This window comes from Rhizobium leguminosarum, assembly GCF_019798305.1.
GTDB classification, from domain to species: Bacteria; Pseudomonadota; Alphaproteobacteria; order Rhizobiales; family Rhizobiaceae; genus Rhizobium; species Rhizobium leguminosarum_U.
This window is the reverse complement of sequence record NZ_JAAXDD010000008.1, coordinates 42,110-65,308: the sequence shown is the minus strand read 5'-3', so window position 1 is coordinate 65,308 and position 23,199 is coordinate 42,110. Positions and strand designations below refer to the sequence as shown.

Annotated in this window: 24 protein-coding genes and 1 pseudogene; 16 read left to right on the top strand and 9 right to left on the bottom strand. The window is 61.6% G+C overall.

What is annotated here, in order from left to right; genetic code table 11:
* Window positions 1-39: 39 nt before the first annotated feature.
* The 4 genes from fabF to fabD all read right to left on the bottom strand — a co-directional run bounded on the left by fabF (window position 40) and on the right by fabD (window position 3,651).
* On the bottom strand, window positions 40-1,302 hold the full coding sequence (gene fabF, locus HFO99_RS15600) for a beta-ketoacyl-ACP synthase II (protein WP_027665256.1): 1,263 nt from the start codon (window positions 1,300-1,302) through the stop codon (window positions 40-42).
* 93 nt (window positions 1,303-1,395) lie between these two features.
* Window positions 1,396-1,632, bottom strand: a complete 237-nt coding sequence (locus HFO99_RS15595; RefSeq protein WP_003547058.1) for an acyl carrier protein — start codon at window positions 1,630-1,632, stop codon at window positions 1,396-1,398.
* A gap of 285 nt (window positions 1,633-1,917) precedes the next feature.
* Window positions 1,918-2,655 carry a 3-oxoacyl-[acyl-carrier-protein] reductase gene (fabG, locus tag HFO99_RS15590; protein ID WP_222362157.1) on the bottom strand — a complete coding sequence of 246 codons (738 nt, stop codon included), beginning with the start codon at window positions 2,653-2,655 and terminating at the stop codon, window positions 1,918-1,920.
* 51 nt (window positions 2,656-2,706) lie between these two features.
* The gene (gene fabD, locus HFO99_RS15585; RefSeq protein ID WP_222362155.1) at window positions 2,707-3,651 is read right to left on the bottom strand and encodes an ACP S-malonyltransferase; all 945 of its coding nucleotides are present in this window, start codon (window positions 3,649-3,651) and stop codon (window positions 2,707-2,709) included.
* A 214-nt stretch (window positions 3,652-3,865) separates the two neighbouring features.
* On the opposite strand from fabD, the gene HFO99_RS15580 reads away from it, so the two are divergent.
* The 6 genes from HFO99_RS15580 (at window position 3,866) to HFO99_RS15555 (ending at window position 9,572) form a co-directional block, all read left to right on the top strand.
* Window positions 3,866-4,909, top strand: a complete 1,044-nt coding sequence (locus tag HFO99_RS15580) for an aldo/keto reductase (protein ID WP_222362147.1) — start codon at window positions 3,866-3,868, stop codon at window positions 4,907-4,909.
* Window positions 4,910-5,222: 313 nt separating this feature from the next.
* Entirely contained in the window at window positions 5,223-5,690 is a 468-nt protein-coding gene (rpsF, locus tag HFO99_RS15575) for a 30S ribosomal protein S6 (protein ID WP_003547040.1), read from the top strand.
* A 14-nt stretch (window positions 5,691-5,704) separates the two neighbouring features.
* The gene (gene rpsR / locus HFO99_RS15570) at window positions 5,705-5,953 is read left to right on the top strand and encodes a 30S ribosomal protein S18 (RefSeq protein ID WP_003547038.1); all 249 of its coding nucleotides are present in this window, start codon (window positions 5,705-5,707) and stop codon (window positions 5,951-5,953) included.
* Window positions 5,954-6,112: 159 nt separating this feature from the next.
* Window positions 6,113-7,099: a DUF2232 domain-containing protein gene (locus tag HFO99_RS15565; protein WP_065279470.1), complete on the top strand. Its 987-nt coding sequence runs from the start codon at window positions 6,113-6,115 to the stop codon at window positions 7,097-7,099.
* A 22-nt stretch (window positions 7,100-7,121) separates the two neighbouring features.
* Window positions 7,122-7,700 (top strand): 50S ribosomal protein L9, encoded by a 579-nt coding sequence (gene rplI, locus HFO99_RS15560; RefSeq protein ID WP_011651241.1) that lies wholly within the window; start codon window positions 7,122-7,124, stop codon window positions 7,698-7,700.
* Between the two features lie 375 nt (window positions 7,701-8,075).
* On the top strand, window positions 8,076-9,572 hold the full coding sequence (locus tag HFO99_RS15555; RefSeq protein WP_063474885.1) for a replicative DNA helicase: 1,497 nt from the start codon (window positions 8,076-8,078) through the stop codon (window positions 9,570-9,572).
* A gap of 24 nt (window positions 9,573-9,596) precedes the next feature.
* On the opposite strand, the gene HFO99_RS15550 is transcribed toward HFO99_RS15555, so the two are convergent.
* From HFO99_RS15550 to HFO99_RS15540, 3 genes and pseudogenes are all read right to left on the bottom strand, one after another.
* Entirely contained in the window at window positions 9,597-9,899 is a 303-nt protein-coding gene (locus HFO99_RS15550) for an AzlD family protein (protein WP_222362146.1), read from the bottom strand.
* A complete protein-coding gene (locus tag HFO99_RS15545) occupies window positions 9,896-10,600 on the bottom strand; it encodes an AzlC family ABC transporter permease (protein WP_222362145.1) in 705 nt (234 codons plus the stop codon). Before HFO99_RS15545 ends, HFO99_RS15550 begins: the two co-directional genes overlap by 4 nt.
* A gap of 67 nt (window positions 10,601-10,667) precedes the next feature.
* Window positions 10,668-11,424: pseudogene (locus HFO99_RS15540) on the bottom strand (AraC family ligand binding domain-containing protein).
* A gap of 94 nt (window positions 11,425-11,518) precedes the next feature.
* On the opposite strand from HFO99_RS15540, the gene alr reads away from it, so the two are divergent.
* On the top strand, window positions 11,519-12,682 hold the full coding sequence (alr, locus tag HFO99_RS15535; RefSeq protein WP_222362144.1) for an alanine racemase: 1,164 nt from the start codon (window positions 11,519-11,521) through the stop codon (window positions 12,680-12,682).
* A 115-nt stretch (window positions 12,683-12,797) separates the two neighbouring features.
* Here the strand turns inward: alr and HFO99_RS15530 are convergent, their stop codons facing one another.
* Window positions 12,798-13,433, bottom strand: coding sequence for a LysE family translocator (locus tag HFO99_RS15530; RefSeq protein WP_222362143.1), 636 nt, complete (start codon window positions 13,431-13,433; stop codon window positions 12,798-12,800).
* A gap of 234 nt (window positions 13,434-13,667) precedes the next feature.
* Between HFO99_RS15530 and radA the strand changes: the two genes are divergently transcribed.
* The 4 genes from radA (at window position 13,668) to HFO99_RS15510 (ending at window position 18,241) form a co-directional block, all read left to right on the top strand.
* Entirely contained in the window at window positions 13,668-15,068 is a 1,401-nt protein-coding gene (gene radA / locus HFO99_RS15525) for a DNA repair protein RadA (protein WP_026238923.1), read from the top strand.
* Window positions 15,069-15,157: 89 nt separating this feature from the next.
* Window positions 15,158-15,784 carry a CvpA family protein gene (locus HFO99_RS15520; RefSeq protein WP_011651236.1) on the top strand — a complete coding sequence of 209 codons (627 nt, stop codon included), beginning with the start codon at window positions 15,158-15,160 and terminating at the stop codon, window positions 15,782-15,784.
* 147 nt (window positions 15,785-15,931) lie between these two features.
* Window positions 15,932-17,422 (top strand): amidophosphoribosyltransferase, encoded by a 1,491-nt coding sequence (purF, locus tag HFO99_RS15515; RefSeq protein WP_222362142.1) that lies wholly within the window; start codon window positions 15,932-15,934, stop codon window positions 17,420-17,422.
* Window positions 17,423-17,500: 78 nt separating this feature from the next.
* Window positions 17,501-18,241 carry an SDR family NAD(P)-dependent oxidoreductase gene (locus HFO99_RS15510; protein ID WP_222253581.1) on the top strand — a complete coding sequence of 247 codons (741 nt, stop codon included), beginning with the start codon at window positions 17,501-17,503 and terminating at the stop codon, window positions 18,239-18,241.
* A gap of 10 nt (window positions 18,242-18,251) precedes the next feature.
* On the opposite strand, the gene HFO99_RS15505 is transcribed toward HFO99_RS15510, so the two are convergent.
* A complete protein-coding gene (locus tag HFO99_RS15505) occupies window positions 18,252-19,001 on the bottom strand; it encodes a glycoside hydrolase family 25 protein (protein ID WP_222362141.1) in 750 nt (249 codons plus the stop codon).
* 355 nt (window positions 19,002-19,356) lie between these two features.
* Between HFO99_RS15505 and cysS the strand changes: the two genes are divergently transcribed.
* From cysS to pip, 5 genes are read left to right on the top strand one after another with little or no spacing between them, the layout of a single operon-like run.
* A complete protein-coding gene (gene cysS / locus HFO99_RS15500) occupies window positions 19,357-20,748 on the top strand; it encodes a cysteine--tRNA ligase (protein WP_222362140.1) in 1,392 nt (463 codons plus the stop codon).
* Window positions 20,745-21,221 carry a GFA family protein gene (locus HFO99_RS15495; protein WP_222362139.1) on the top strand — a complete coding sequence of 159 codons (477 nt, stop codon included), beginning with the start codon at window positions 20,745-20,747 and terminating at the stop codon, window positions 21,219-21,221. Before cysS ends, HFO99_RS15495 begins: the two co-directional genes overlap by 4 nt.
* On the top strand, window positions 21,218-21,706 hold the full coding sequence (locus HFO99_RS15490; protein WP_222362357.1) for a GFA family protein: 489 nt from the start codon (window positions 21,218-21,220) through the stop codon (window positions 21,704-21,706). The genes HFO99_RS15495 and HFO99_RS15490 overlap by 4 nt, the downstream gene beginning before the upstream one ends.
* Window positions 21,703-22,179, top strand: coding sequence for a GFA family protein (locus tag HFO99_RS15485; RefSeq protein ID WP_222362138.1), 477 nt, complete (start codon window positions 21,703-21,705; stop codon window positions 22,177-22,179). Before HFO99_RS15490 ends, HFO99_RS15485 begins: the two co-directional genes overlap by 4 nt.
* A complete protein-coding gene (gene pip / locus HFO99_RS15480; protein WP_222362136.1) occupies window positions 22,176-23,138 on the top strand; it encodes a prolyl aminopeptidase in 963 nt (320 codons plus the stop codon). Before HFO99_RS15485 ends, pip begins: the two co-directional genes overlap by 4 nt.
* Window positions 23,139-23,199 lie beyond the last annotated feature (61 nt).

The window sequence follows — 23,199 nt, the reverse complement described above, 5'->3', positions numbered from 1 at the left end:
GGTGCAAGGGAGACCCGTCACACCGCGCTTGCAGGACTCTTATTGCGCGTAACGGCGCAATACGAGCGACGCGTTCGTGCCGCCGAATCCGAACGAGTTGGACAGCGCCACATTGATGTCCCGCTCACGCGCCTTGTGCGGAACAAGATCGATCGCCGTCTCACGTTCGGGATTGTCGAGGTTGAGCGTCGGCGGCGCGATATTGTCGCGGATGGCGAGCGTGGTGAAGATCGCCTCGATGGCGCCGGCAGCACCGAGAAGGTGTCCTGTCGCCGACTTGGTCGAGGACATGGAGATCTTCGACGCCGCATTGCCGACCAGCCGCTCGACGGCGCCGAGTTCGATTATGTCGGCCATGGTCGAGGTACCGTGGGCATTGATGTAGTCGATATCGGCCGGCGTCAGCCCGGCGCGTTTCAGCGCCATCGCCATGCAGCGGCCGGCGCCCTCGCCGTCTTCGGAGGGCGCGGTGATGTGATAAGCGTCGCCCGACAGGCCGTAGCCGACGATTTCGGCGTAGATCCTGGCGCCGCGCGCCTTGGCGTGTTCCAGCTCCTCAAGCACGACGATGCCGGCGCCTTCGCCCATGACGAAACCATCGCGGTCGCGGTCATAGGGGCGCGAAGCCTTCTGCGGGTCGTCATTGTGCTGGGTCGATAGCGCCTTGCAGGCGGCAAAGCCTGCCAGCGAAATGCGGCTGACGGGGGATTCCGTGCCGCCGGCGACCATGACGTCGGCGTCGCCCAGCGCGATCAGCCGCGCGGCATCGCCGATCGCATGCGCGCCCGTCGAGCAGGCGGTGACGACCGAATGATTGGGTCCGCGCAGCTTGTGGCGGATCGAGACCTGGCCGGAGACGAGGTTGATCAGGCGGCCGGGAATGAAGAAGGGGGAGATGCGGCGCGGGCCCTTGTCGCGCAGGGTGTAACCCGCCTCGACGATGCCTTCGATGCCGCCGATGCCGGAGCCGATCAGCACGCCGGTGGCGATCTGGTCCTCATCGGTTTCAGGATGCCAGCCGGCATCGGCAAGCGCCATGTCGGCGGCGGCCATGCCGTAGATGATGAAGGGATCGACCTTGCGCTGCTCCTTCGGCTCCATCCACTGATCGACATTGAAGGTGCCGTCGGTGCCGTCACCGATAGGAATACGGCAGGCGATCTTGGCGGGAAGGTCATCGACCTCGAATTCGGTGACGAGGCGGGCGCCGTTCTGACCGGCAAGCAGCCGGGACCACGTCACCTCGGTTCCGCATCCCAAGGGTGATACCATGCCGGTACCGGTGATGACGACACGTCTCATCGCGTGCTTTCCCCCGTCTCTTATGTTCTATGGAGAAATATGCCGAAAAGAAAAGGGCGGACTCCAGGCCCGCCCTTTCTCAAATTCACAGGATTAGGCCTGGGCCTTCTCAATAAACTTCACTGCATCGCCGACCGTCAGGATCGAGTCGGCAGCGTCGTCAGGAATTTCAACGCCGAATTCTTCTTCGAAAGCCATGACAAGTTCGACCGTGTCGAGCGAGTCAGCGCCCAGATCGTCGATAAAGCTGGCGCTCTCGACGACCTTGTCGGCGTCGACGCCAAGATGATCAATAACAATTTTCTTTACGCGTTCTGCGATATCGCTCATGTCGGTTTCCTCGACCTTATGTCCTGATCGGAATGCCATCGCGGCACCCCTACCCTGTTTCAGCCTGCGATGTTTTCAGACATCTCGGCAAACTCGTTTACCCGGCTTCAGAGATGTCCCAGGCTTGCAAAAAGCCCGCCGGTCCGTCTGCTTTCTCGGGACGACTGTTCACAGTCATGGCCCGCTTAACATGCTTTATGTCTGCCGCAAAGCCAGAAAATCAACGGTTCGTGATTGCTCAACATGCTATTGGCGGAATTATTCACACGCCAACAGTTTGTCGTTTCAGATCATCGCCATGCCGCCGTTTACGTGCAGCGTCTGGCCCGTCAGATAAGCAGCCTCGGAGGACGCAAGGTAAGCGACCGCCGAAGCCACCTCGCCGCCCGTGCCCATGCGCTTCATCGGGATCGCTCCCATGATCGCTTCCTTCTGCTTGTCGTTCAGCTTGCCGGTCATGGCGCTCTCGATGAAGCCCGGTGCGACGCAATTGACCGTCACGTTGCGGGTGGCAATCTCCTGCGCCAGGGACTTGGTGAAGCCGATCATACCGGCCTTGGAGGCGCAGTAATTGGCCTGGCCCGGATTGCCGGTGACGCCGACGATGGAGGTGATGTTGATGATGCGGCCATAGCGGCGCCGCATCATCGGATGCGTCAATTCGCGCGTCAGGCGGAAGGTCGCCGTCAGGTTTACTTCGAGGACGCAGTCCCAGTCCTCGTCGCTCATGCGTACGAACAGCCCGTCGCGGGTGATGCCGGCATTGTTGACGAGGATGTCGACGCCTTCGAGGTCGGCCTCGGCCTTCTGGCCGAGCGCCTTGACCTCATCGCGGTCTGAGAGGTTCGCCGGGAAGATCTTGACGCGCTCGCCGAGATCGGCGGCCAGCGCTTCCAGCTTCTCGACGCGGGTGCCATGCAGGCCGACGATGGCGCCCTGCTTATGAAGAAGGCGGGCGATTTCCTCGCCGATACCGCCCGATGCGCCGGTGACGAGAGCCTTGCGGCCGGAAAGATCGAACATGGAAACGTTCCTTATAACAGGGACACCAAATCCGGTGTCCGGGGATACCAATCAGGCCATGAGGGCGGCGACGGCCGCGTCGATATCCGCCGGACCGTTGACGGAGATGCCGTTGATCGTCTTGTCGATGCGGCGGGCAAGGCCGGTCAGCACCTTGCCGGAACCGAGTTCATAAAGCGTCGTCACGCCATTTCCGGCGAACCATTCCACCGTCTCACGCCAGCGGACCTGACCGGTCACCTGCTCGACCAGCAGGCTGGCGATCTCGTCGGCGCCGGTCACCGGGGCGGCACGGACATTGGCGATGAGAGGCACGACGGGGTCGAACTTGGCGACCGTTGCCAGCGCTTCGCGCATGGCGTCGGCGGCAGGCGCCATCAGCGTCGAATGGAACGGAGCAGAGACCGGCAGCAGAATGGCGCGCTTGGCGCCCTTGTCGGTCGCAAGGGCGGCCGCCTTTTCGACGGTTGCCTTCTCGCCCGAGATGACGATCTGGCCGCCGCCATTGTCGTTGGCGATCTGGCAGGCGCCAACGGCGGCCGCTGCCTCACAGACGGCAACGACGTCGGCATGTTCGAGGCCGATGATCGCGGCCATGGCGCCGACGCCGACGGGAACGGCCGCCTGCATGGCGTTGCCGCGGATGCGCAACAGCCGCGCGGTGTCGGCGAGCGAAAAGGTGCCGGCGGCGCAAAGCGCCGAATATTCGCCGAGCGAGTGGCCGGCGACGTAGGCGACCTTGGACTTCAGATCCAGCCCCTTGGCCTCCAATACGCGGACGACGGCGATCGAGACGGCCATCAGCGCCGGCTGGGCGTTCGCAGTCAAGGTCAACGTATCCTCGGGACCGTTGAACATGACGTCCGAAAGCTTTTCACCGAGCGCCTCATCGACTTCTTGGAAAACGGCGCGGGCTTCCGCGAAATTCTCGGCGAGGTCCTTGCCCATGCCGACGGCTTGACTGCCCTGACCGGGAAAAGTGAAAGCAATGGTCATTCTCGTGTCCCTGGCTCATGCCCCTGATTGCGCCCCATGAGGCTGTTTTGCCTCCAATTGACATTCTTTCCGGCAGAGTCAAGTAGCGGCTCATTCTCCGCAAAGCCTTTCGCGCGGGCGCGAAAGCCCGGCTTTTGCTCTTGCGCTCCGCCAAATCCAGCCTAGATTTGCCCGGACCTCCCCAAGGCTTTCACCTCTCTCCCAAGGTTTTTCCATGAAGTACAATTCACTAGGCCGCACCGATATTTCCGTTTCAGAGATTTGCCTTGGCACCATGACCTGGGGCTCGCAGAACAGCGAAGCCGATGCGCATGCGCAGATGGATTACGCCGTCGAAAAGGGCGTCAATTTCTTCGATACGGCCGAACTTTATCCGACCACCCCGGTTTCGGCCGCGACACAGGGCTGGACCGAAGACTATATCGGCAGCTGGTTCAATAAGACCGGCAAGCGCGGCGATATCGTGCTCGCCACCAAGGTCGCCGGCCGCGGCCGCGATTATCTGCGCGGCGGCGAAGGTGCCGATGCAAAGAATATCCGCCTGGCGCTCGAGGCCAGTCTGACGCGGCTGAAGACGGACTACGTCGACCTCTACCAGATCCACTGGCCGAACCGCGGCCATTTCCATTTCCGCCAGAACTGGAACTACAATCCGTTCACCCAGGATCGCGACAAGGCCGTCGCCAATATGCTGGACATCCTGGAAACGCTCGGTGCGCTGGTGAAGGAAGGCAAGATCCGCGCGATCGGCCTTTCCAACGAAACCACCTGGGGCATACAGAAATACCTGACGCTCGCCGAACAGAAGAGCCTGCCGCGGGTCGCCAGCGTCCAGAACGAATACAACCTGCTCTGCCGCCATTTCGACCTCGATCTCGCCGAACTCTCGCATCATGAGGATGTCGGGCTGCTCGCCTATTCGCCGCTTGCCGGCGGCATCCTGTCCGGCAAATATATCGACGGCGGCAGGCCGAAAGGTTCGCGCGGTTCGATCAACCACGATATCGGCGGCCGCCTGCAACCGCTGCAGGAGCCGGCGACCAAAGCCTATCTGGAGATCGCCGCAACATACGGCCTCGACCCGGCAGCGATGGCGCTCGCCTTCTGCCTGTCCCGTCCCTTCATGGCCTCGGTCATCATCGGCGCGACGTCGATGGAGCAGTTGAAAATCGATATCGGCGCGGCAGATATTACGCTTTCGAACGAGATTCTGGCGGAAATCGCCAAGGTGCACCGGCAGTATCCGCTGACGCTTTGATCCTATTTGTCTGGCGCCTGCCCGATGCCGACCATTGGCCGGCATCGGGTGGGTGTCCGATTGCGCTTGCCTTTGCCCAAAAAATCCGTATAAGCCGCCCTGTTCGTTAACCCGGTCTTCTGGCTGGTGGCTGAACGGAGGGCCGGTTTCCTCACGGAAATCGTTCGGAACGGAAGCGTTCCAGCCTCCCGTGTCTCCGCTCTCGACCGTCTCGGAAACGCTTTCTTGCCTGGGTCCGCCCAATCAGGAGCAGTCGTTGAGGCTTAGCCGCCGAATATCGGGTTGAACCAAACGCAAGAAAGGCAAAGCTGTCATGGCTCTTTATGAACATGTATTCCTTGCCCGGCAGGATATTTCCGCTCAGCAGGTCGATGCCCTCGTAGAACAGTACAAGGGTGTGATCGAAGCGAATGGCGGTAAAGTCGGGCGTATCGAGAACTGGGGCCTCAAGTCCCTCACCTACCGCATCAAGAAGAACCGCAAGGCGCACTACGCCCTGATGGACATCGATGCACCGGCTGCTGCCGTCCAGGAAATGGAACGTCAGATGCGCATCAGCGAAGACGTTCTTCGCTACATGACGATCGCCGTCGAGAAGCATGAAGAAGGTCCGTCTGCCATGATGCAGAAGCGCGACCGTGACGACCGTCCGCGCGAAGGCGGCCGTGGCCCGCGTGAAGGCGGCTTCGGCGATCGCGACCGCGGCCCGCGTCCGCCGCGTGAAGGTGGCTTCGGCGACCGCGACGACCGTCCGCGCCGTCCGCGCGAAGACCGTGTATAAGGGAGATCTGAGATATGTCTGAAACTTCCTCCGCTCCGGTCCGCCGCCCGTTCCATCGCCGCCGCAAGACCTGCCCGTTCTCCGGCGCCAATGCGCCGCGGATCGACTACAAGGACGTACGCCTGCTGCAGCGCTACATTTCCGAGCGCGGCAAGATCGTTCCGTCCCGCATCACGGCCGTTTCCCAGAAGAAGCAGCGCGAACTCGCCCAAGCGATCAAGCGCGCCCGTTTCCTCGGCCTGCTGCCCTACGTCGTCGCCTGATCATCGACCGACGCACACACCCTTGAGGGAAGGCATTCGTGCCTTCCCTTCTCCCTTCCGCGATGGGCGCGGATCGGAACTCTTAAAACCCATGTTGAGACGTTTCTGAATCTGATTCAGCAACATCCTCTAACTGCTTGATGAAGCAGGACAGCGACCTTGAAACGACCGAACATTAAAACGCTGCTGATCGGCGCACTCGCCGGATTGACCGCCGCCCTGCTGGTGCTGGGCGCGAGCATGCAGCCGTCGTTTTTCAGCGCGCTTCTCTACACGGCCTCGGCTCTGCCGATCCTGATCGTCGGGCTCGGCTGGGGCAATACCGCCGCGATCTCGGCCGTCGTCAGCGCCGCGGCACTCGGCGCGATCTTGATCTCGCCTTCCTTCGCGCTGATCATGACGATGGTGACACTGCTGCCGGCCGGTTGGCTCAGCCATCTCGCAAATCTGGCGCGTCCGGCCGCCGAACTCGGCGGACCCGACCATCTGCTTGCCTGGTATCCGCTCTCCGATATTCTGCTGCATCTCTGCGGTCTGGTGACGCTCGCCGTCATCGTCATCGGCGTGATCATCGGCTACGGGCCTGAGATTACCGATCCGATCGTCGATCTGCTGATCACCTCGCTCAAGCAGCAGCAGCCGGAATTCATGCCCGATCCGGCAGCGACCGCGCAGACCAAGTCGCTGATCCTGCTGATGCTGCCGGCTTTGCAGGGCGGCATGTGGGTCAGCATGCTGTTTGCCGCCTATTATTTTGCCGTGCGCATCGTTGCAGCCTCCGGCCGCGGCCTTCGCCCGCGCGAGGACATTCCCTCGTCGCTGCGGATGAACCGCAACTCGATCTTCATCTTCCTGGCCGGGCTTGCCGCCTGCTTTTTCGGCGGCGTTCCGGCACTGGTCGGCGCGACCGTGATCGGCGCCTTCGGTGCCGGTTTCATGCTTTCCGGTTTCGCCTCGCTGCATTTCCGCACGCGCGGCAAGGACTGGCGCATACCGGCCCTCATCCTCTGCTATCTGGGCTCGATGCTCATGCTGCTGCCAGCTCTCCTCATCCTCGTCCTCGGTCTCAGCGATACGCGCAAGGCGATCGCACTGACCCCGACGAAAGATGCTGATGCCCCCAAACAATCCGATACGAAAATCTGAGACACAAGAAAGGAAAAAGAAAATGCAAGTCATCCTTCTCGAACGCATCTCCAAGCTCGGCCAGATGGGCGAAACCGTAAAGGTTCGCGACGGCTTTGCCCGCAACTACCTGCTGCCGCTCGGCAAGGCGCTGCGCGCCAACGCCGCCAACAAGACCCGCTTCGAAGCCGAGCGCGCAACGCTCGAAGCCCGCAACCTGGAGCGCAAGTCGGAAGCCCAGACGGTCGCCGACGTTCTCGACGGCAAGTCCTTCATCGTCGTACGCTCCGCCGGCGAAACCGGCCAGCTCTACGGTTCGGTTGCTGCCCGTGACGTCGTCGATATTCTCGGCGCCGAAGGCTTCAACATCGGCCGCAACCAGGTTCACCTCAACACGCCGATCAAGTCGATCGGCCTGCACAAGGTCGAGCTGCAGCTGCATGCCGAAGTCGAAATTCACGTCGAGCTGAACGTTGCCCGTTCTGCCGAAGAGGCAGAGCGCCAGTCCAAGGGCGAAGAACTCACCTCGGTCGACGCGATCTACGGCGTCGACGAAGACGCGCTGCGTCCGGAAGACTTCTTCGATCCGGAAGCCGATGGCGTCGACGAAGACGAAGCATAATTCTCGTCGGAGCGATCCGCGTGAAGGAAAGCCCGGCCACCGCGCCGGGCTTTTTCGTTTCCACCCCCTCGATGTGAGCTGCCGATCGGTTCGCTTTTTTTAAGGGGATCTTCCGGATGTTTTTGCTGCGTGCCTTATCGCATCGCGCTAAAATGACATTCTCCGAAGCGGATGGGCTGAGTCGGCGCCATACCGTGTCGTGCGGGTGACACTGCCAGTATTTCTCCTTTGTGTCGCCCAAGACTGTGGAGAAGTCGAACAACGTGCACAGCGTTCAGGATTTAGGCGAAGCGAGCCCCCGCTCCTTTCGTAGCCTCTTGATTTTCGCGTCCGGAATTGCAAATCCGGAGCTGGAAAAAGACAGAACGGATGATGATGAACGACGCCGCTCGAAAGATTGCAGCTGTTGCCCCGTCGGAGCAGCATTATCGCGAAGCACCCAACAATATCGAAGCCGAGCAAGCGCTTCTGGGTGCGATCCTGATGAACAACGACGCCTATTACCGGGTGTCGGACTTCCTGAAGCCAATCCATCTCTATGAACCGCTGCACCGGAAGATCTTTGAAGTTGCCGGCGATATCATCCGCATGGGCAAGATCGCCAATCCGGTGACGATCAAGACCTTCCTGAAAGCCGACGAGAAGGTCGGCGACATGACGGTTTCGCAATATCTGGCGAGCCTCGTCAGCAATGCCGTCACCGTCATCAATGCCGAGGATTACGGCCGGGCGATCTACGACCTGGCGCTGCGCCGGGCGCTGATCACCATCGGCGAGGACGTCGTCAACATCGCCTATGACGCGCCGCTCGACATGCCGCCGCAGTCGCAGATCGAGGATACCGAACGCCGCCTCTTCGAACTGGCGGAAAACGGCCGCTACGACGGCGGCTTCCAGGCCTTCAACGATGCGGTCGCGCTCGCCATCGATATGGCGGCCGTCGCCAAGGAACGCGACGGCGGGCTTTCCGGCATTTCCACCGGCATCCATTCGCTGGATTCCAAGATGGGTGGTTTGCAGCGGTCGGACTTGATCGTGCTTGCCGGACGTCCCGGCATGGGCAAGACCTCGCTTGCTACAAACATCGCCTACAATATCGCCGCCGCCTACGAAGGCGAAGTCCAGTCGGACGGCAGCATGAAGGCGAAGAACGGCGGTGTCGTCGGCTTCTACTCGCTCGAAATGTCGTCCGAACAGCTCGCCACCCGTATCATCTCCGAGCAGACGGAAGTCTCCTCCTCGAAGATTCGGCGCGGCGACATCAACGATGCCGATTTCGAAAAGCTCGTCGCCTGCTCGATGATGATGCAGAAGGTGCCGCTCTATATCGACCAGACCGGCGGTATCTCGATCGCCCAGCTTTCGGCCCGCGCGCGGCGTCTGAAGCGCCAGCGCGGCCTCGACGTGCTCGTGGTCGACTACATTCAGCTGATGACCGGCTCGGGCAAATCCAGCGACAACCGCGTGCAGGAAATCACCCAGATCACCACCGGCCTCAAGGCGCTCGGCAAGGAGCTCAACGTTCCGATCATCGCGCTTTCGCAGCTCTCGCGTCAGGTCGAAAGCCGCGACGACAAGCGGCCGCAGCTGTCCGACCTTCGCGAATCCGGCTCGATCGAGCAGGACGCCGACGTCGTGCTCTTCGTGTTCCGCGAGGAATATTACGTCAAGAATTCGGAGCCGCGCGACATCCACGATCCGAAATATCCGGAATGGGAAGCGCTGTTCGACAAGGTGAAGGGCACGGCCGACGTCATCATCGCCAAGCAGCGCCACGGGCCGACAGGCACGGTGAAGCTCGCTTTCCAGGCGGAATTCACGCGCTTTGCCGATCTCGCCGATCCCTCCTTCACCCAATATGAGGAACATTGACGCGGTATTGCCGGGTCAATTTCTTTAGAGACCCACAGCCCTCAATAGGGCGACCATTGCGACGCCAACCACGACGCTCGCGAGCATCGGCAGGCGGGGTGCTGCGATCGCAGTTATCGCGCAGGCCAGCGTCTCCGCCCAGCCGGTAGCAAAGGCGGTCGGGGCGATGACGGCCATCAGCACGGCCGGCGGAATGGCCTCGATCGTGGTTCTCCGGCGCTCATCCATCTCGACATGCCGGATCAATACCAGGCCGCTGACACGGGTGAAGACCGTTGCGGCGGCCATTGCGAGGATGGCGATTAAGGTGTTGAGATCGAGCGTCATGCCGCCTGCTCCCGCGCCCTGCCCTGCCAGAGGGCCGTTGCCAGCCCGGCCAGCGCACCGGCGGCGATATACCAGACGCCGGGCACGAAGTGGTGGACCGCCACGGATGCGACACCGCTTGCAGCAAGGACCGCGCCGGTTTCCGGCCCCTTCCAGAAGCCCATGACGAGCACGATGAAGACAGCCGGAAAGGCGAAGTCGAGGCCGATAACGGCAGGGTTGCCGAGAAAGGCGCCGAGCAGTGCGCCGGTCAGCGACGAGCCGACCCAGGCGAGATAGAAGGGCGTGACGATACCGGCATACCAGGCGGGCGTCAGCCGCGTGTTGCCGGCGCGGAACTCCGCCATGGCCCAGAGCTCATCGGCAAGGAAGAGCATGGCGATATAGCGTTTGACGCCGGAGAAGGACTGCATCTTCGTGCCGATCGACGCGCTCATCAGCACGTGGCGGATATTGACCAGAAGGGCCGCGAAGCCGACGCCGACCCAGCTTACCGGATGCGTCCAGATGTCCATGGCGACGAATTGCGAACCGCCTGCGAAGACAAGCGCGCTCATCAGCGTCGTTTCCAGCGGTGAAAGGCCCTTGGTGGCGGCGACCGCGCCGAAGACCAGACCGATCGGCAGGACGGCGACAACAAGAGGAAAAATGGCACGCGTTCCGGCAATAAATTCGCCGGATCGCCGGCTGTGCTGCAACATGGCAACCTCCTGATTGGGATCGCGCAGGCTTAGCCCAGCCCGAAACGGCAGTATTGAACAAAAGTGATCAGCCCGTGCGGAATTGGCCTGGTGTCACGCCCGTGCGTGCTTTGAAGTGCCGTGTGAAATGCGCCTGGTCGGCAAACCCGCATTCGAGCGCGATGTCGGCCGGCGCACGCCCCTGCCGCAGCAGCCGGCGGGCCACCTGCACGCGCCGATCTGTCAGGAAGGCGTGCGGCGTGATGTGATATTCCTTGCGGAAAGCGCGGATGAGGTGCGCGCGACTCAACCTCGCCACGCCGGCCAGTTCATCGAGGCCGACATCGCTGTCGAAATTCTCGATCAGGTAGTCGCGGGCGCGAGCGACCGCGCTGCGCTCCTGCGTATCGATTGGAACGATGATGGCGCTGCCGTGGCGCGCAAAGATCGCCGCCAGCACCGAGAACATGCTCTCATCGGATTCCAGCGCGCCTGCGCCACTCTCGAGCGTTCGATGAGCGGCGTGAAAGGCATTGGCGAGTTGCGGATCGCGTGGAAGCCCGCCGGCGAAGGACGGCAAAAGCCTTGCCGGTGACATCCTCCAGAATATGGACGAACAGCTTCATGTCGGGATAGATCATGCGGTAGCGGTAGCCCTCGCCGCCGGGAGCGCCGTCATGGATGACGCCGAGATCGATCAGATAAAGGTCGCCAGGCCCGGTTTCCTCCCGCCTGCCGCTGAGGGTGGCGATCTGACTGCCGCTTTCTATCGCGCCGATGCTGAAGGTATCATGCGCATGCGGCGCATATTCATGCGTCAGGAAGGTGGCGCTCAGGCATTCCATGTCGCGGAAGGTATTTGCCCGCTTCCGCTTTTTCTTGGCCACAATGCTCTCTAGACTGGGCGAGGTGGTTTCCTTCGATTCTCTACGGCGATTCATGACAGATTTTCCTATCCCCTTCGAAGACGACGATCTTTTCGCTTCCGCGGGCCTGCGGCTGACCGTCGATCTGAGCGCATTGACGGAGAACTGGCGCGACATGGCGCGCCGCTCCGGTGCGGCGCGCGCCTCGGCGGTCGTCAAGGCGGATGCTTACGGCATGGGCATCGAGGATGCCGGCGAAGCGCTGTATATGGCCGGCGCCCGCGACTTCTTCGTCGCGACCGTCGACGAGGGCGTAACACTTCGCCTCTATGCGCCCGAGGCGCGCATCTTCGTGCTTTCCGGCATCTGGCCGGGCACCGAGCGGCGCTTCTTCGACAATGATCTGGTGCCGGTGATTTCCTCCGACGAACAGCTCGCCTTCTGGATGGCGGTGCTTGCCGATTACGGCGACTACCCCTGCGCACTGCATGTCGATACCGGCTTCAATCGGCTCGGACTGCATATCGACGATGCGATCGCGCTCGCGGACGACGTCTCGCGGCCGGCGAGCTTCGCGCCTGTGCTTGTCATGAGCCACCTCGCCTGCGCCGACGATCCCGCCCATGCGATGAACCGGCAACAGCTCGAATCATTCCACAGGGTTAGCGCCGCTTATGAAGGCATCGATTCAAGTCTTGCCGCCTCGGCCGGTATCTTTCTCGGTGAGGATTATCACTTCGACCTGACCCGCCCCGGCATCGCGCTCTATGGCGGCGAAGCGGTCAGCGGCATGGCCAACCCGATGCGGCCGGTGGCGACGGCGGAAGCGCGCATCATCCAGGTACGCAGCGTCGAAGCCGGCGAGACCGTCAGCTATGGGCGGGCGCTGCAGCTTCGCCGCAAAAGCCGGCTGGCGATCGCTTCGGCCGGCTATGCCGACGGCTATATGCGCAGCCAGTCGAGCGGCGGCGTGCCGCTGCGCCAGGTGGTGCCGCAAGGCGGGCAAGGTTTCATCGCCGGCCACAAGGTTCCGGTTGCCGGCCGGATCACCATGGACCTGACGATCTTCGACATCACCGACCTGCCTGACAACGCCGTCCGCGCCGGGGATTATGTCGAACTGTTCGGAAAGAACATGCCGGTGGACGATGTGGCGCGGGCATCAGGCACGATCGGATACGAGATCCTGACCAGCATGGGCCTCCGCCACGAGCGGCGATATGTGGCCGAGGAATAGCCTTCCTAGAACAGGATGATTTTAGGCCGGGTCGGCCTAAAATCTGAATCCTGTTACATTAAATAGTTAGAGCATGATGTCGTCCGAAAACCGCTTACACTTTTCGGCATCATGTTCAGCGGCTGCTGAGGGCGAGACGGACGCCGAGCGCGAGGAAAAGCGCACCGAGGCCGCGATCGAGCCAGAGTCCGATTTTTTGATTATGCCTGATCGCGTCAGCAAGGCGCCCTCCGAGAAGGATGAGCGGTGGTTCGATGAAGGCGGCAACGACAATGATGAGCCCACCGTGCAGCAGGAGCTGGGCCCATGCCGGCCCTGCCCGTTCGACGACGAATTGCGGCAGGAAGGCCAGGAAGAATATCGCCACTTTCGGATTGAGCAGCGATACCAGGATTCCCTGCCGGTAAATCCTTGCCACCGGCAATCTTTCACCGACGGCCTTTATCAGGCCATCGCCGCCACCGGAGCGCAAAGCCTGAATGCCGAGCCAGACGAGATAGGCGGCGCCGATCCATTTGACTGTCGAGAAGGCGACGGCGGAAGCGGCAAGTATGGCCGAGAGGCCGAGTGCCGCCATCAGCACATGCAGACAGGCGCCGGACCAGACGCCGAACAGCGCGGAAAAACCGGCGCGTTTTCCGCTTCTCATCGTGTGGCCGAGGATGAAAGCGATATCGGGACCGGGCGAGAGATTGAGCAGAACCGCCGCCGACAGAAATGCAAGCCAGTGAGCAAACGAATAATCGAACATCTTCACTATTCCCGGATTACAGCGTCGCGCGTCTTTTCAGACGCGCAAAGGGCGCCGTAACACTTTCAATCCTCGCATCGGCCCGATGCGCCAGATGCAAAGGATAGGCATGGGTGCGCTGATGGGGAAATCATTAGTTTTGATCCGTCTCGATAGCCATTATCTCAAGCGCGACAATGATTCGGTGAAGCGGCGCGTCGCTTCGCTCGGGAACCCGGACTGAAAGAGTAATTGATGGCGAAGGCCAGGACACAATTCATCTGCCAGAGTTGCGGCACGGTTCATAACCGCTGGGCCGGCAAATGCGAGAACTGCGGCGAGTGGAACACCATCGTCGAGGAAGACCCGATGGGCGGGATCGGCTCCGGTCCCGGCAAGACGCCGAAGAAGGGCCGCCCGGTCGCGCTGACGGCGCTCTCCGGCGAAATCGAAGAGGCACCGCGCATCCATACGGCCATGTCGGAGCTCGACCGGGCGCTCGGCGGCGGATTCGTGCGCGGTTCAGCGGTGCTGATCGGCGGCGATCCCGGCATCGGCAAATCGACGCTGTTGATGCAGGCAGCAGCCGCCCTTGCGCGGCGCGGCCACAAGATCATCTACGTCTCCGGCGAAGAAGCCGTGGCGCAGGTCCGGCTGCGGGCGCAACGCCTTGCGGCGGCCGACACCGACGTGATGCTGGCAGCAGAAACCAATGTCGAGGATATTCTGGCGACGCTCGCCGAGGGCAAGCGGCCGGACCTCGTCATCATCGATTCCATCCAGACGCTGTGGAGCGAACTTGCCGAATCCGCGCCGGGAACGGTGACGCAGGTGCGCACCGGCGTCCAGGCAATGATCCGTTTCGCCAAGCAGACAGGTGCCGCCATGGTGCTCGTCGGCCACGTGACCAAGGACGGGCAGATCGCCGGGCCACGCGTCGTCGAGCACATGGTCGATGCCGTACTCTATTTCGAAGGCGATCGCGGCCATCACTACCGCATCCTGCGCACGGTCAAGAACCGCTTCGGCCCGACCGACGAGATCGGTGTCTTCGAAATGTCAGACAAAGGCTTGCGCGAAGTCGCCAACCCCTCGGAACTCTTCCTCGGCGAACGCAACGAAAAATCGCCGGGTGCTGCCGTCTTCGCGGGCATGGAGGGCACGCGTCCCATTCTCGTCGAGGTGCAGGCGCTGGTGGCGCCGACCTCACTCGGCACGCCACGGCGCGCCGTGGTCGGTTGGGATTCGGCCAGGCTGTCGATGATCCTCGCAGTGCTTGAGGCCCATTGCGGCGTCAGGCTCGGCCAGCACGACGTCTATCTCAACGTCGCCGGCGGCTACCGCATCTCCGAACCGGCGGCCGATCTTGCCGTCGCCTCGGCGCTCGTTTCCTCGCTTGCCGGTATTGCCCTTCCCGCCGATTGCGTCTATTTCGGCGAAGTCAGCCTGTCGGGCGCCATCCGGCCGGTTGCGCACACCGCCCAGCGCCTCAAGGAAGCCGAGAAGCTGGGCTTTTCTGCAGCACTGCTTCCATCCGCCTCCGCCGAACTGCCGAAGGGCTCCGGCGGGCGCTGGAGCGAAGTCGGAAGTCTGCCGGATCTGGTCGCGCGCATCGCCGGATCGAAGGGGGCGTTGCGTGTGGAAGACGAGGTTTGATCCTTTCATTGCCGTGAACGGTGATGATATAGGAGCACACGATAAGGCACGACACGGCCGCCAAGCGGCAGTCCTGGAGTTGAATTTACATGCCCATTACGATTTTCGACGGTATTGTCATCGGCGTCGTGCTCTTCTCCGCCGTGCTGGCGATGGTCCGCGGGTTTTCGCGCGAGATCCTTTCGATCGCGAGCTGGGGTGGTTCGGCCGCCGCTGCCTATTACCTCTATCCTTACCTGCTGCCCTATGCGAAAAAATACACCGATGACGACCGCATCGCGATCGTCGGTTCGGCAGCGGTCGTCTTCCTGATCGCGCTCATCGTCATCTCCTTCATCACGATGAAGATCGCCGATTTCATCATCGACAGCCGTGTCGGCGCTCTCGACCGTACGCTCGGCTTCCTGTTCGGGGCGGCGCGCGGCGTGCTGCTCCTGGTCGTCGCCGTCGCCTTCTGGAATTGGCTCGTCGATGTCGACCACCGTCCGGCCTGGGTCAACGAAGCGAAGTCGAAGCCCTTCCTGGATTCGATGGTCGTGAAGCTCAAATCGGTTCTGCCGGAGCAATTTGCCCAGATGATACCGGAAAGCATCCGTGATAAACTGCAGCCGCCGGCACAGGGCGCTGGAGGTACTACTCCGCCGACGGGCGACCAGGCTCCGGCGGAAGACGCACCGACCGCGCCTGCAGACGGCGCACAGCAGCCGGCGAATTGACACAGTGTTCAAGAGCTTGACCCGCCTTCCGGCAATTGCCATTTGAGCGGGATGTGAATGAGGGTCCGGCCGAGCATTCCAGCTCTGCCGGGCTCAGCTATTTCTGGAAATGCCGATCCATTCTTGTGAGAGCAGAGGCCCGCAGAAATGAACCAGTCCCATTCCTTCCCGACCGACGATCCGCTCGACGGAGATACACTGCATGAAGAATGCGGGGTTTTCGGAATTTTGGGACATCCCGATGCCGCCGCGCTCACGGCTCTCGGCCTGCATGCGCTTCAACATCGCGGACAGGAAGCGGCCGGCATCGTCTCCTTCGACGGCAAGCGCTTTTATCAAGAGCGCCATATGGGCCTCGTCGGTGACCACTATACCAATCCGATGACGCTTGCCCGCCTGCCCGGCAGCATTACGATCGGTCATACCCGCTACTCGACAACCGGCGAAGTGGCCATGCGCAACGTGCAGCCGCTCTTTGCCGAACTGGAAGAAGGCGGCATCGCCATTGCCCATAACGGCAATTTCACCAATGGCCTGACGCTGCGCCGCCAGATCATCGCGACCGGCGCCATCTGTCAGTCGACCTCCGATACCGAAGTCGTCCTCCACCTCATCGCCCGTTCCCGCCACGCTTCCACATCCGACCGCTTCATCGATGCCATTCGCCAGATGGAAGGCGGCTATTCGATGCTCGCCATGACGCGCACCAAGCTGATTGCCGCGCGCGACCCGACCGGCATCCGCCCACTCGTCATGGGAGAATTCGACGGCAAGCCGATCTTCTGCTCGGAGACCTGCGCGCTCGACATCATCGGCGCCAAGTTCATCCGCGACGTTGAGAACGGCGAGGTCATCATCTGTGAAATCCAGCCCGATGGCTCGATCAGCATCGATGCGCGCAAGCCCAGCAAGCCGCAGCCGGAGCGCCTCTGCCTGTTCGAATATGTCTATTTCGCCCGCCCGGACTCGGTCGTCGGCGGCCGCAACGTCTATACGACGCGCAAGAGCATGGGCATGAACCTTGCCAAGGAATCGCCCGTCGATGGCGAGGTGATCGTGCCGGTGCCGGATGGTGGCACGCCGGCGGCACTCGGCTATGCCCAGCAGAGCGGCATTCCCTTCGAATACGGCATCATCCGCAATCATTATGTCGGGCGCACCTTCATCGAGCCTACGCAGCAGATTCGTGCCTTCGGTGTGAAGCTGAAGCATTCGGCCAACCGGGCGATGATCGAAGGCAAACGCGTGGTGCTGGTCGATGATTCCATCGTGCGTGGCACGACGTCTCTCAAGATCGTCCAGATGATCCGTGAAGCCGGGGCGCGCGAAGTCCATGTCCGCGTCGCAAGCCCGATGATCTTCTTCCCGGATTTCTATGGCATCGACACGCCTGACGCAGACAAGCTGCTGGCAAACCAATATGCCGATGTCAAAGCCATGGCCAAATATATCGGCGCGGATTCGCTCGCCTTCCTGTCGATCGACGGCCTCTATCGGGCCGTTGGCGGTGAAGACCGCAACCCGGCCCGACCGCAGTTCACCGACCACTATTTTACCGGCGACTATCCGACCCGCCTGCTCGACAAGAACGGCGAGTCCATGGGCAACAAGATTTCGATGCTTGCCAGCAACGGCTGACACGGAGCGCCGGCTTTTCCATTGTCCATCCCGAGGGGTTCATCGCACCCCTCTCCCTTCGTGAGGGAACACGGCATCATGAATATCAATCTTGAGGACAAGATCGCACTCGTCACCGGTGCGTCGCGCGGCATCGGCTACTTCACGGCGCTGGAACTTGCCAAAGCCGGCGCCCATGTGATTGCCTGCGCACGCACAGTCGGCGGGCTCGAGGATCTGGACGATGCGATCAAGGCTGTCGGCGGCACGGCGACGCTCGTGCCCTTCGACCTTGCCGACATGAATGCTATCGATGCGCTCGGCGGCTCGATCTTCGAGCGCTGGGGCAAGCTCGACATCCTCGTCGCCAATGCCGGTGTGCTCGGCGTCATTTCGCCGATCGGCCATATCGAAGCGAAAGTGTTCGAGAAGGTGATGACTATCAATGTCACCGCGACATGGCGGCTGATCCGCTCGATTGACCCGCTGCTTGCCCGCTCGGATGCCGGCCGTGCGGTGATCATCTCGTCGGGTGCTGCCCACAAGTGCCGGCCCTTCTGGGGCGCCTATTCCGCTTCCAAGGCTGCGGTTGAAGCGCTGGCACGCACATGGGCCGGCGAAAGCCAAAGCACACCGCTGCGGGTCACCAGCGTCGATCCGGGGGCGACACGTACGGCGATGCGGGCGCAGGCTGTGCCCGGCGAAGATCCGCAGACGCTGCCGCATCCGTCCGAGGTAGCAAAGGCGATCCTGCCGTTGCTGGGGCCTGGTGTAACGGAGACGGGCAAGCTGTTCATCGTCCGAGAGAACAAGCTGGTCGATTACCGGCTGCCCGAATAGGCCGGACGTTTCAATTCGCTGCAACGGCGGGGAACAGATGCGCCAAGCCCGTTTGCGACGGGCATAGCGCATTGAGGTCAACCGGTCCCTGGATGCCGTCCAAGGTGCCGTTATCGGCAAATTGCCAGATCGACCAACGACCGCACTCTTCCTGCCTCGGCTCCCTAAACACGCTGCGCAGCCACAGATAGTGGTCGGGGAAGCGTGATTCATTGCCTTTCAGATATTGATCGAAGAACTCCTGGGTGACGTAGAAAATAGGCTTTTCCGGAAAAGTGCCGTTCAGCTCGGTGAAAAAGGCGTTCACCTCGGCAACCATTTCCTCGAGTGTCGGGATCTTGTTGCAATTGCCGACAAACTCCAGATCGACGGCGATCGGCAGAGTTCCCTGCTCCTTCGGCACGGTCGCCAGGACATTCTGCGCCTGATCCTTGCCCGGGCGGCAGAAGGTGAAGAAATGATAGGCGCCCCTGACCACTCCAGCATCTCCAGCGCGCTGCCAGTTGTCGGCGAACTTGGAATCCCGATGGTCTCCGCCTTCGGTCGCCTTCATGAAGGCGAAACGGACATTCGGCTGCGCGGCAACAACTTTCCAATCGATATCGCCCTGGTGATGGCTGACATCGATGCCTTGGATTGGATAGTTGCTGAGAGAGGGATTGTTGAAGCGAAGCATTCCGAAATCGTATGCGAAATATGCCGCGAATGCGACCACCAGGACCGCAGTCGCTGCGATCGTCGATCGCGCAAGTTTCCGCATCCCTCCCCCCCTATTATCAACAGCTTCTCAACTGGCTATGCGAGATTTGTGCTCCGAAAATGGCGGACGAATTTCAAGAGCTCGCTAATTGGTTTCAAAGACATTGGTCGCTGCAATCGATTCACCGGATAGATGGATCCCGTTGCCGCTGGATCGCTCTTCGCCCCCCTTGACCGGAAGCGCGAACCGGGCCATAAAACCCGCCATGAAAACGGTTATCTGCATTATCTGCCGGAAGATTATTCGCTAGCGCGAGCGCTGGCCCGGCCGTTTTCGTCTCCCAAATAGTCAAGATGCGAAACGCCCCGGTCCGCCGGTCGCGATATTTTTCTGATCGTGCATTTTGGAGAGTGAAATGGACGCGACGCCGGAACTGAAGCTGTACAACACGCTGACACGGGAAAAATCGGTCTTTTCGCCGATCGATCCCAAGAATGTCCGCATGTATGTCTGCGGCCCGACCGTGTATGACTTCGCTCATATCGGCAATGCCCGGCCAGCCATCGTCTTCGATATGCTGTTCCGGCTGCTGCGCCATGTCTATGGCGAAGACCACGTCACTTATGCCCGCAACATCACCGACGTCGACGACAAGATCAATGCGCGGGCGCTTCGGGACCATCCGGGCCTGCCGCTCAATGAAGCGATCCGCGCGGTCACCGAAAAGACAGAGACGCAATATCACGCCGATCTCGCCGAACTCGGCTGCCTGGAGCCGAGCTTCGAGCCGCGCGCCACCGACAATATCGTTGAGATGACCGAGATCATCGAGAAGCTGATCGGCAACGGCCATGCCTATGTCGCATCGGGCGAAGTGCTGTTCGACACCAAATCCATGGCGGATTACGGTCAGCTTTCGAAGCGTCCGCTCGACGAGCAGCAGGCCGGCGCCCGCATCGCTGTCGACGCGCACAAGAAAAACCCGGGTGATTTCGTGCTCTGGAAGCTGTCGAGCCACAACGAACCCGGCTGGGAGAGCCCATGGGGCCGCGGCCGGCCCGGTTGGCACATCGAATGCTCGGCGATGAGCAAGCGTTATCTCGGCGATATCTTCGACATTCACGGCGGCGGGCTGGACCTGATCTTCCCGCATCATGAAAACGAGATCGCCCAGTCGCGCTGCGCGCACGGGACCGAGGGGATGGCAAATGTCTGGATGCATAACGGCTTCCTGCAGGTCGAAGGCCGCAAGATGTCGAAATCCGAAGGCAATTTCATCACCATCAACGAGTTGCTTCAGACGGAAATCTTCGGCGGCCGTAAATGGCCGGGTCAGGTGCTGCGCCTTGCCATGCTGATGACGCATTACCGCGAGCCGATCGATTTCTCGATCAAGCGACTGGAGGAAGCCGAACGTCTGCTCGCCAAATGGCCGGCAACAGATGCAGGCGATGCGGCGCCCGATGAAAGCGTGTTGAACGCGCTTTCGGACGACCTCAACACGGTCGCGGCGGTGCAAGCATTGCATGCGTTGGCGCAAGCTGCCCACACGGATCCCGCCGTGGGCGCCACTTTTGCCGCAACGGCCGACCTTCTGGGCCTGTTGCCGAAAAAGATGGAGATCGACGAAGCCGTCGCATCGGCGGTCGATGCGCTGGTCGCGATGCGTCTCGAAATGCTGAAGGCGAAGAACTTCACTGAGGCTGACAAGATCCGCGACGAACTGACGGAGAAGGGCATCCAGTTGAAGGATGGCAAGGATCCGGTGACCGGCGAGCGCGTGACGACGTGGGAGGTCAAGAGATGACGACCTATACCGGCGGCTGCCAATGTGGAGCGATCCGTTTCCGCGTCAGCGGCGAGATCAAGGATTCGTCGATCTGTCATTGCCGCATGTGCCAGAAGGCGTTCGGGGCCTATTATGCGCCGCTTGTCTCGGTGCGTGGCGCCGATTTCGAATGGACACGTGGAGAGCGGAAAAAATTCCGCTCTTCCAACTTTGTCGAGCGCGGCTTTTGCGGCGATTGCGGCACGCCGCTCACCTATGAGGCGCCGGATGGAATGGCGATTGCTGCCGGCGCCTTCGACGATCCTTCGGCATTTCCGCCGATGGTCCAATTCGGGATCGAAGGCAAGATCGGTTTCGTCGATCATCTGCACGAATTGCCGGGGCACCGGACGGAGGAGGACGCGCAGGCTGCCCCCTTCCTGCTCGAGCTTGTCTCCCACCAGCATCCGGATCATGAGACGCCGGCATGGCCACCAAAGGAGCTCAGATGACGGCGGAAGTGGACAGAAGCGGCGGGTGCCAGTGCGGGGCGGTGCGCTACCGCGCCAAAAGCGAACTCGGCTATCCCCATCTTTGCCATTGCCGCATGTGCCAGAAGGCGGCCGGCAATTATTTCATGCCGCTTGCCGCCGTGATGCGCAATGATTTTACCCTGACGCGCGGCGCGCCGAAATGGTTTCAGTCCTCGGGTCTGGTGCGGCGCGGCTTCTGCGGCGATTGCGGCACGCCGCTGTTTTATGACATTCCGGAAGCGGAATTCATCAACATCACGCTCGGCTCGCTCGATGATCCCGATGCGGTCAAGCCGGTGATGCAATCGAACACCGGCCGCAAGATGTCCTGGTTTCACGCGCTCGACGGCCTGCCGCTGGAACCACAGCCTGAAACGCCCGACCGCGAGAACGCGATCGCGGCAAGCAACCATCAGCACCCGGACCACGACACGAAAAGCTGGCCCCTCGGAGAAAGCTCATGACGGACACGATCAAGACAGGCGGATGCCAGTGCGGTGCCGTGCGCTTCCGCATCTCAGGCAGACTGGGGCGACCCTCGATCTGCCATTGCCGCATGTGCCAGAAGCAGTTTGGCGGTTTCTTCTCGGCGCTTGTGACCGCGCCGGAGGAAGGGATGGAATGGACGCGCGGCGAGCCGAGCTATTTCCAGTCCTCGGTCAATATCGATCGCGGCTTCTGCAACAATTGCGGCACGCCGATGACCTATCGTCATCCGGGCGGGCTGGAGCTTGCGATCGGCACCTTCGACGACCGCAGCGACCTCGCACCGCTGATCCAGGTCAACTACGACGCCCGCCTGCCTTGGGTCGAGGAAATCTTCGAGGCGCCGGTCCTGAAGGATCAGGATTTCTACGCACGGCAGGAGGCGATCATTTCCTTCCAGCACCCCGATCACGATACCTATGCTTGGCCCGCGAAAGGCGTGAAGATATGACCGAGAGACTGCGCACGCTCTATCCCGAAACCGAACCCTATGCCTCGGGCCATCTCGACGTCGGTGATGGGCATGTGATCTATTGGGAGCGCTCGGGGACCCCAGGCGCTAAACCCGCCGTCTTCCTGCATGGCGGCCCGGGCGGCGGCTTCTCGCCCGCCCATCGCCGGCTTTTCGATCCCACCCTCTACGACGTGATGCTGTTCGATCAGCGCGGTTGCGGCAGGTCGACGCCGCATGCCGAGCTCAATGCCAACACGACCTGGCACCTCGTCGCCGATATCGAGCGGCTGCGCGAAATTGCCGGTGTCGAGAGCTGGCAGGTATTCGGCGGCTCGTGGGGCTCGACGCTGGCGCTCGCCTATGCCGAGGCGCATCCTGAGCGCGTGTCCGAACTCATTCTGCGCGGCATCTATACGCTGACCAAGGCCGAGCTCGACTGGTACTATCAGTTCGGCGTCTCGGAAATGTTCCCGGACAAGTGGGAGCGCTTCATCGCTCCCATTCCGCCGGAAGAGCGGCATGAGATGATGCATGCCTATAATCGCCGCCTGACGCATGAGAACAGAAGCGTACGCCTTCAAGCCGCGCAGGCCTGGAGCATCTGGGAAGGCGAAACGATCACGCTGCTGCCCGAACCTTCGACGAGCGGCAAGTTCGAGGAGCCGGAATTCGCCTATGCCTTCGCGCGCATCGAAAACCATTTCTTCGTCAATGCCGGCTGGATGGACGAGGGACAGCTGATCCGCGATGCCGGCAGGCTGAAGGATATTCCGGGCATGATCGTGCACGGTCGCTACGACATGCCCTGCCCGGCAAAATACGCCTGGCTGCTCCACAAGGCCTGGCCGAAGGCGGAATTTCACCTGATCGAGGGCGCCGGCCATGCCTATTCGGAACCGGGCATTCTCGATCGGCTGATCCGGGCGACAGACAAGTTTGCCGGGAAGCGTGACTGATTGTTCGGGGCGACCCCTAACCCTCTCCCCGCTCGCGGGGAGAGGGGACGTGCCTTGCCAA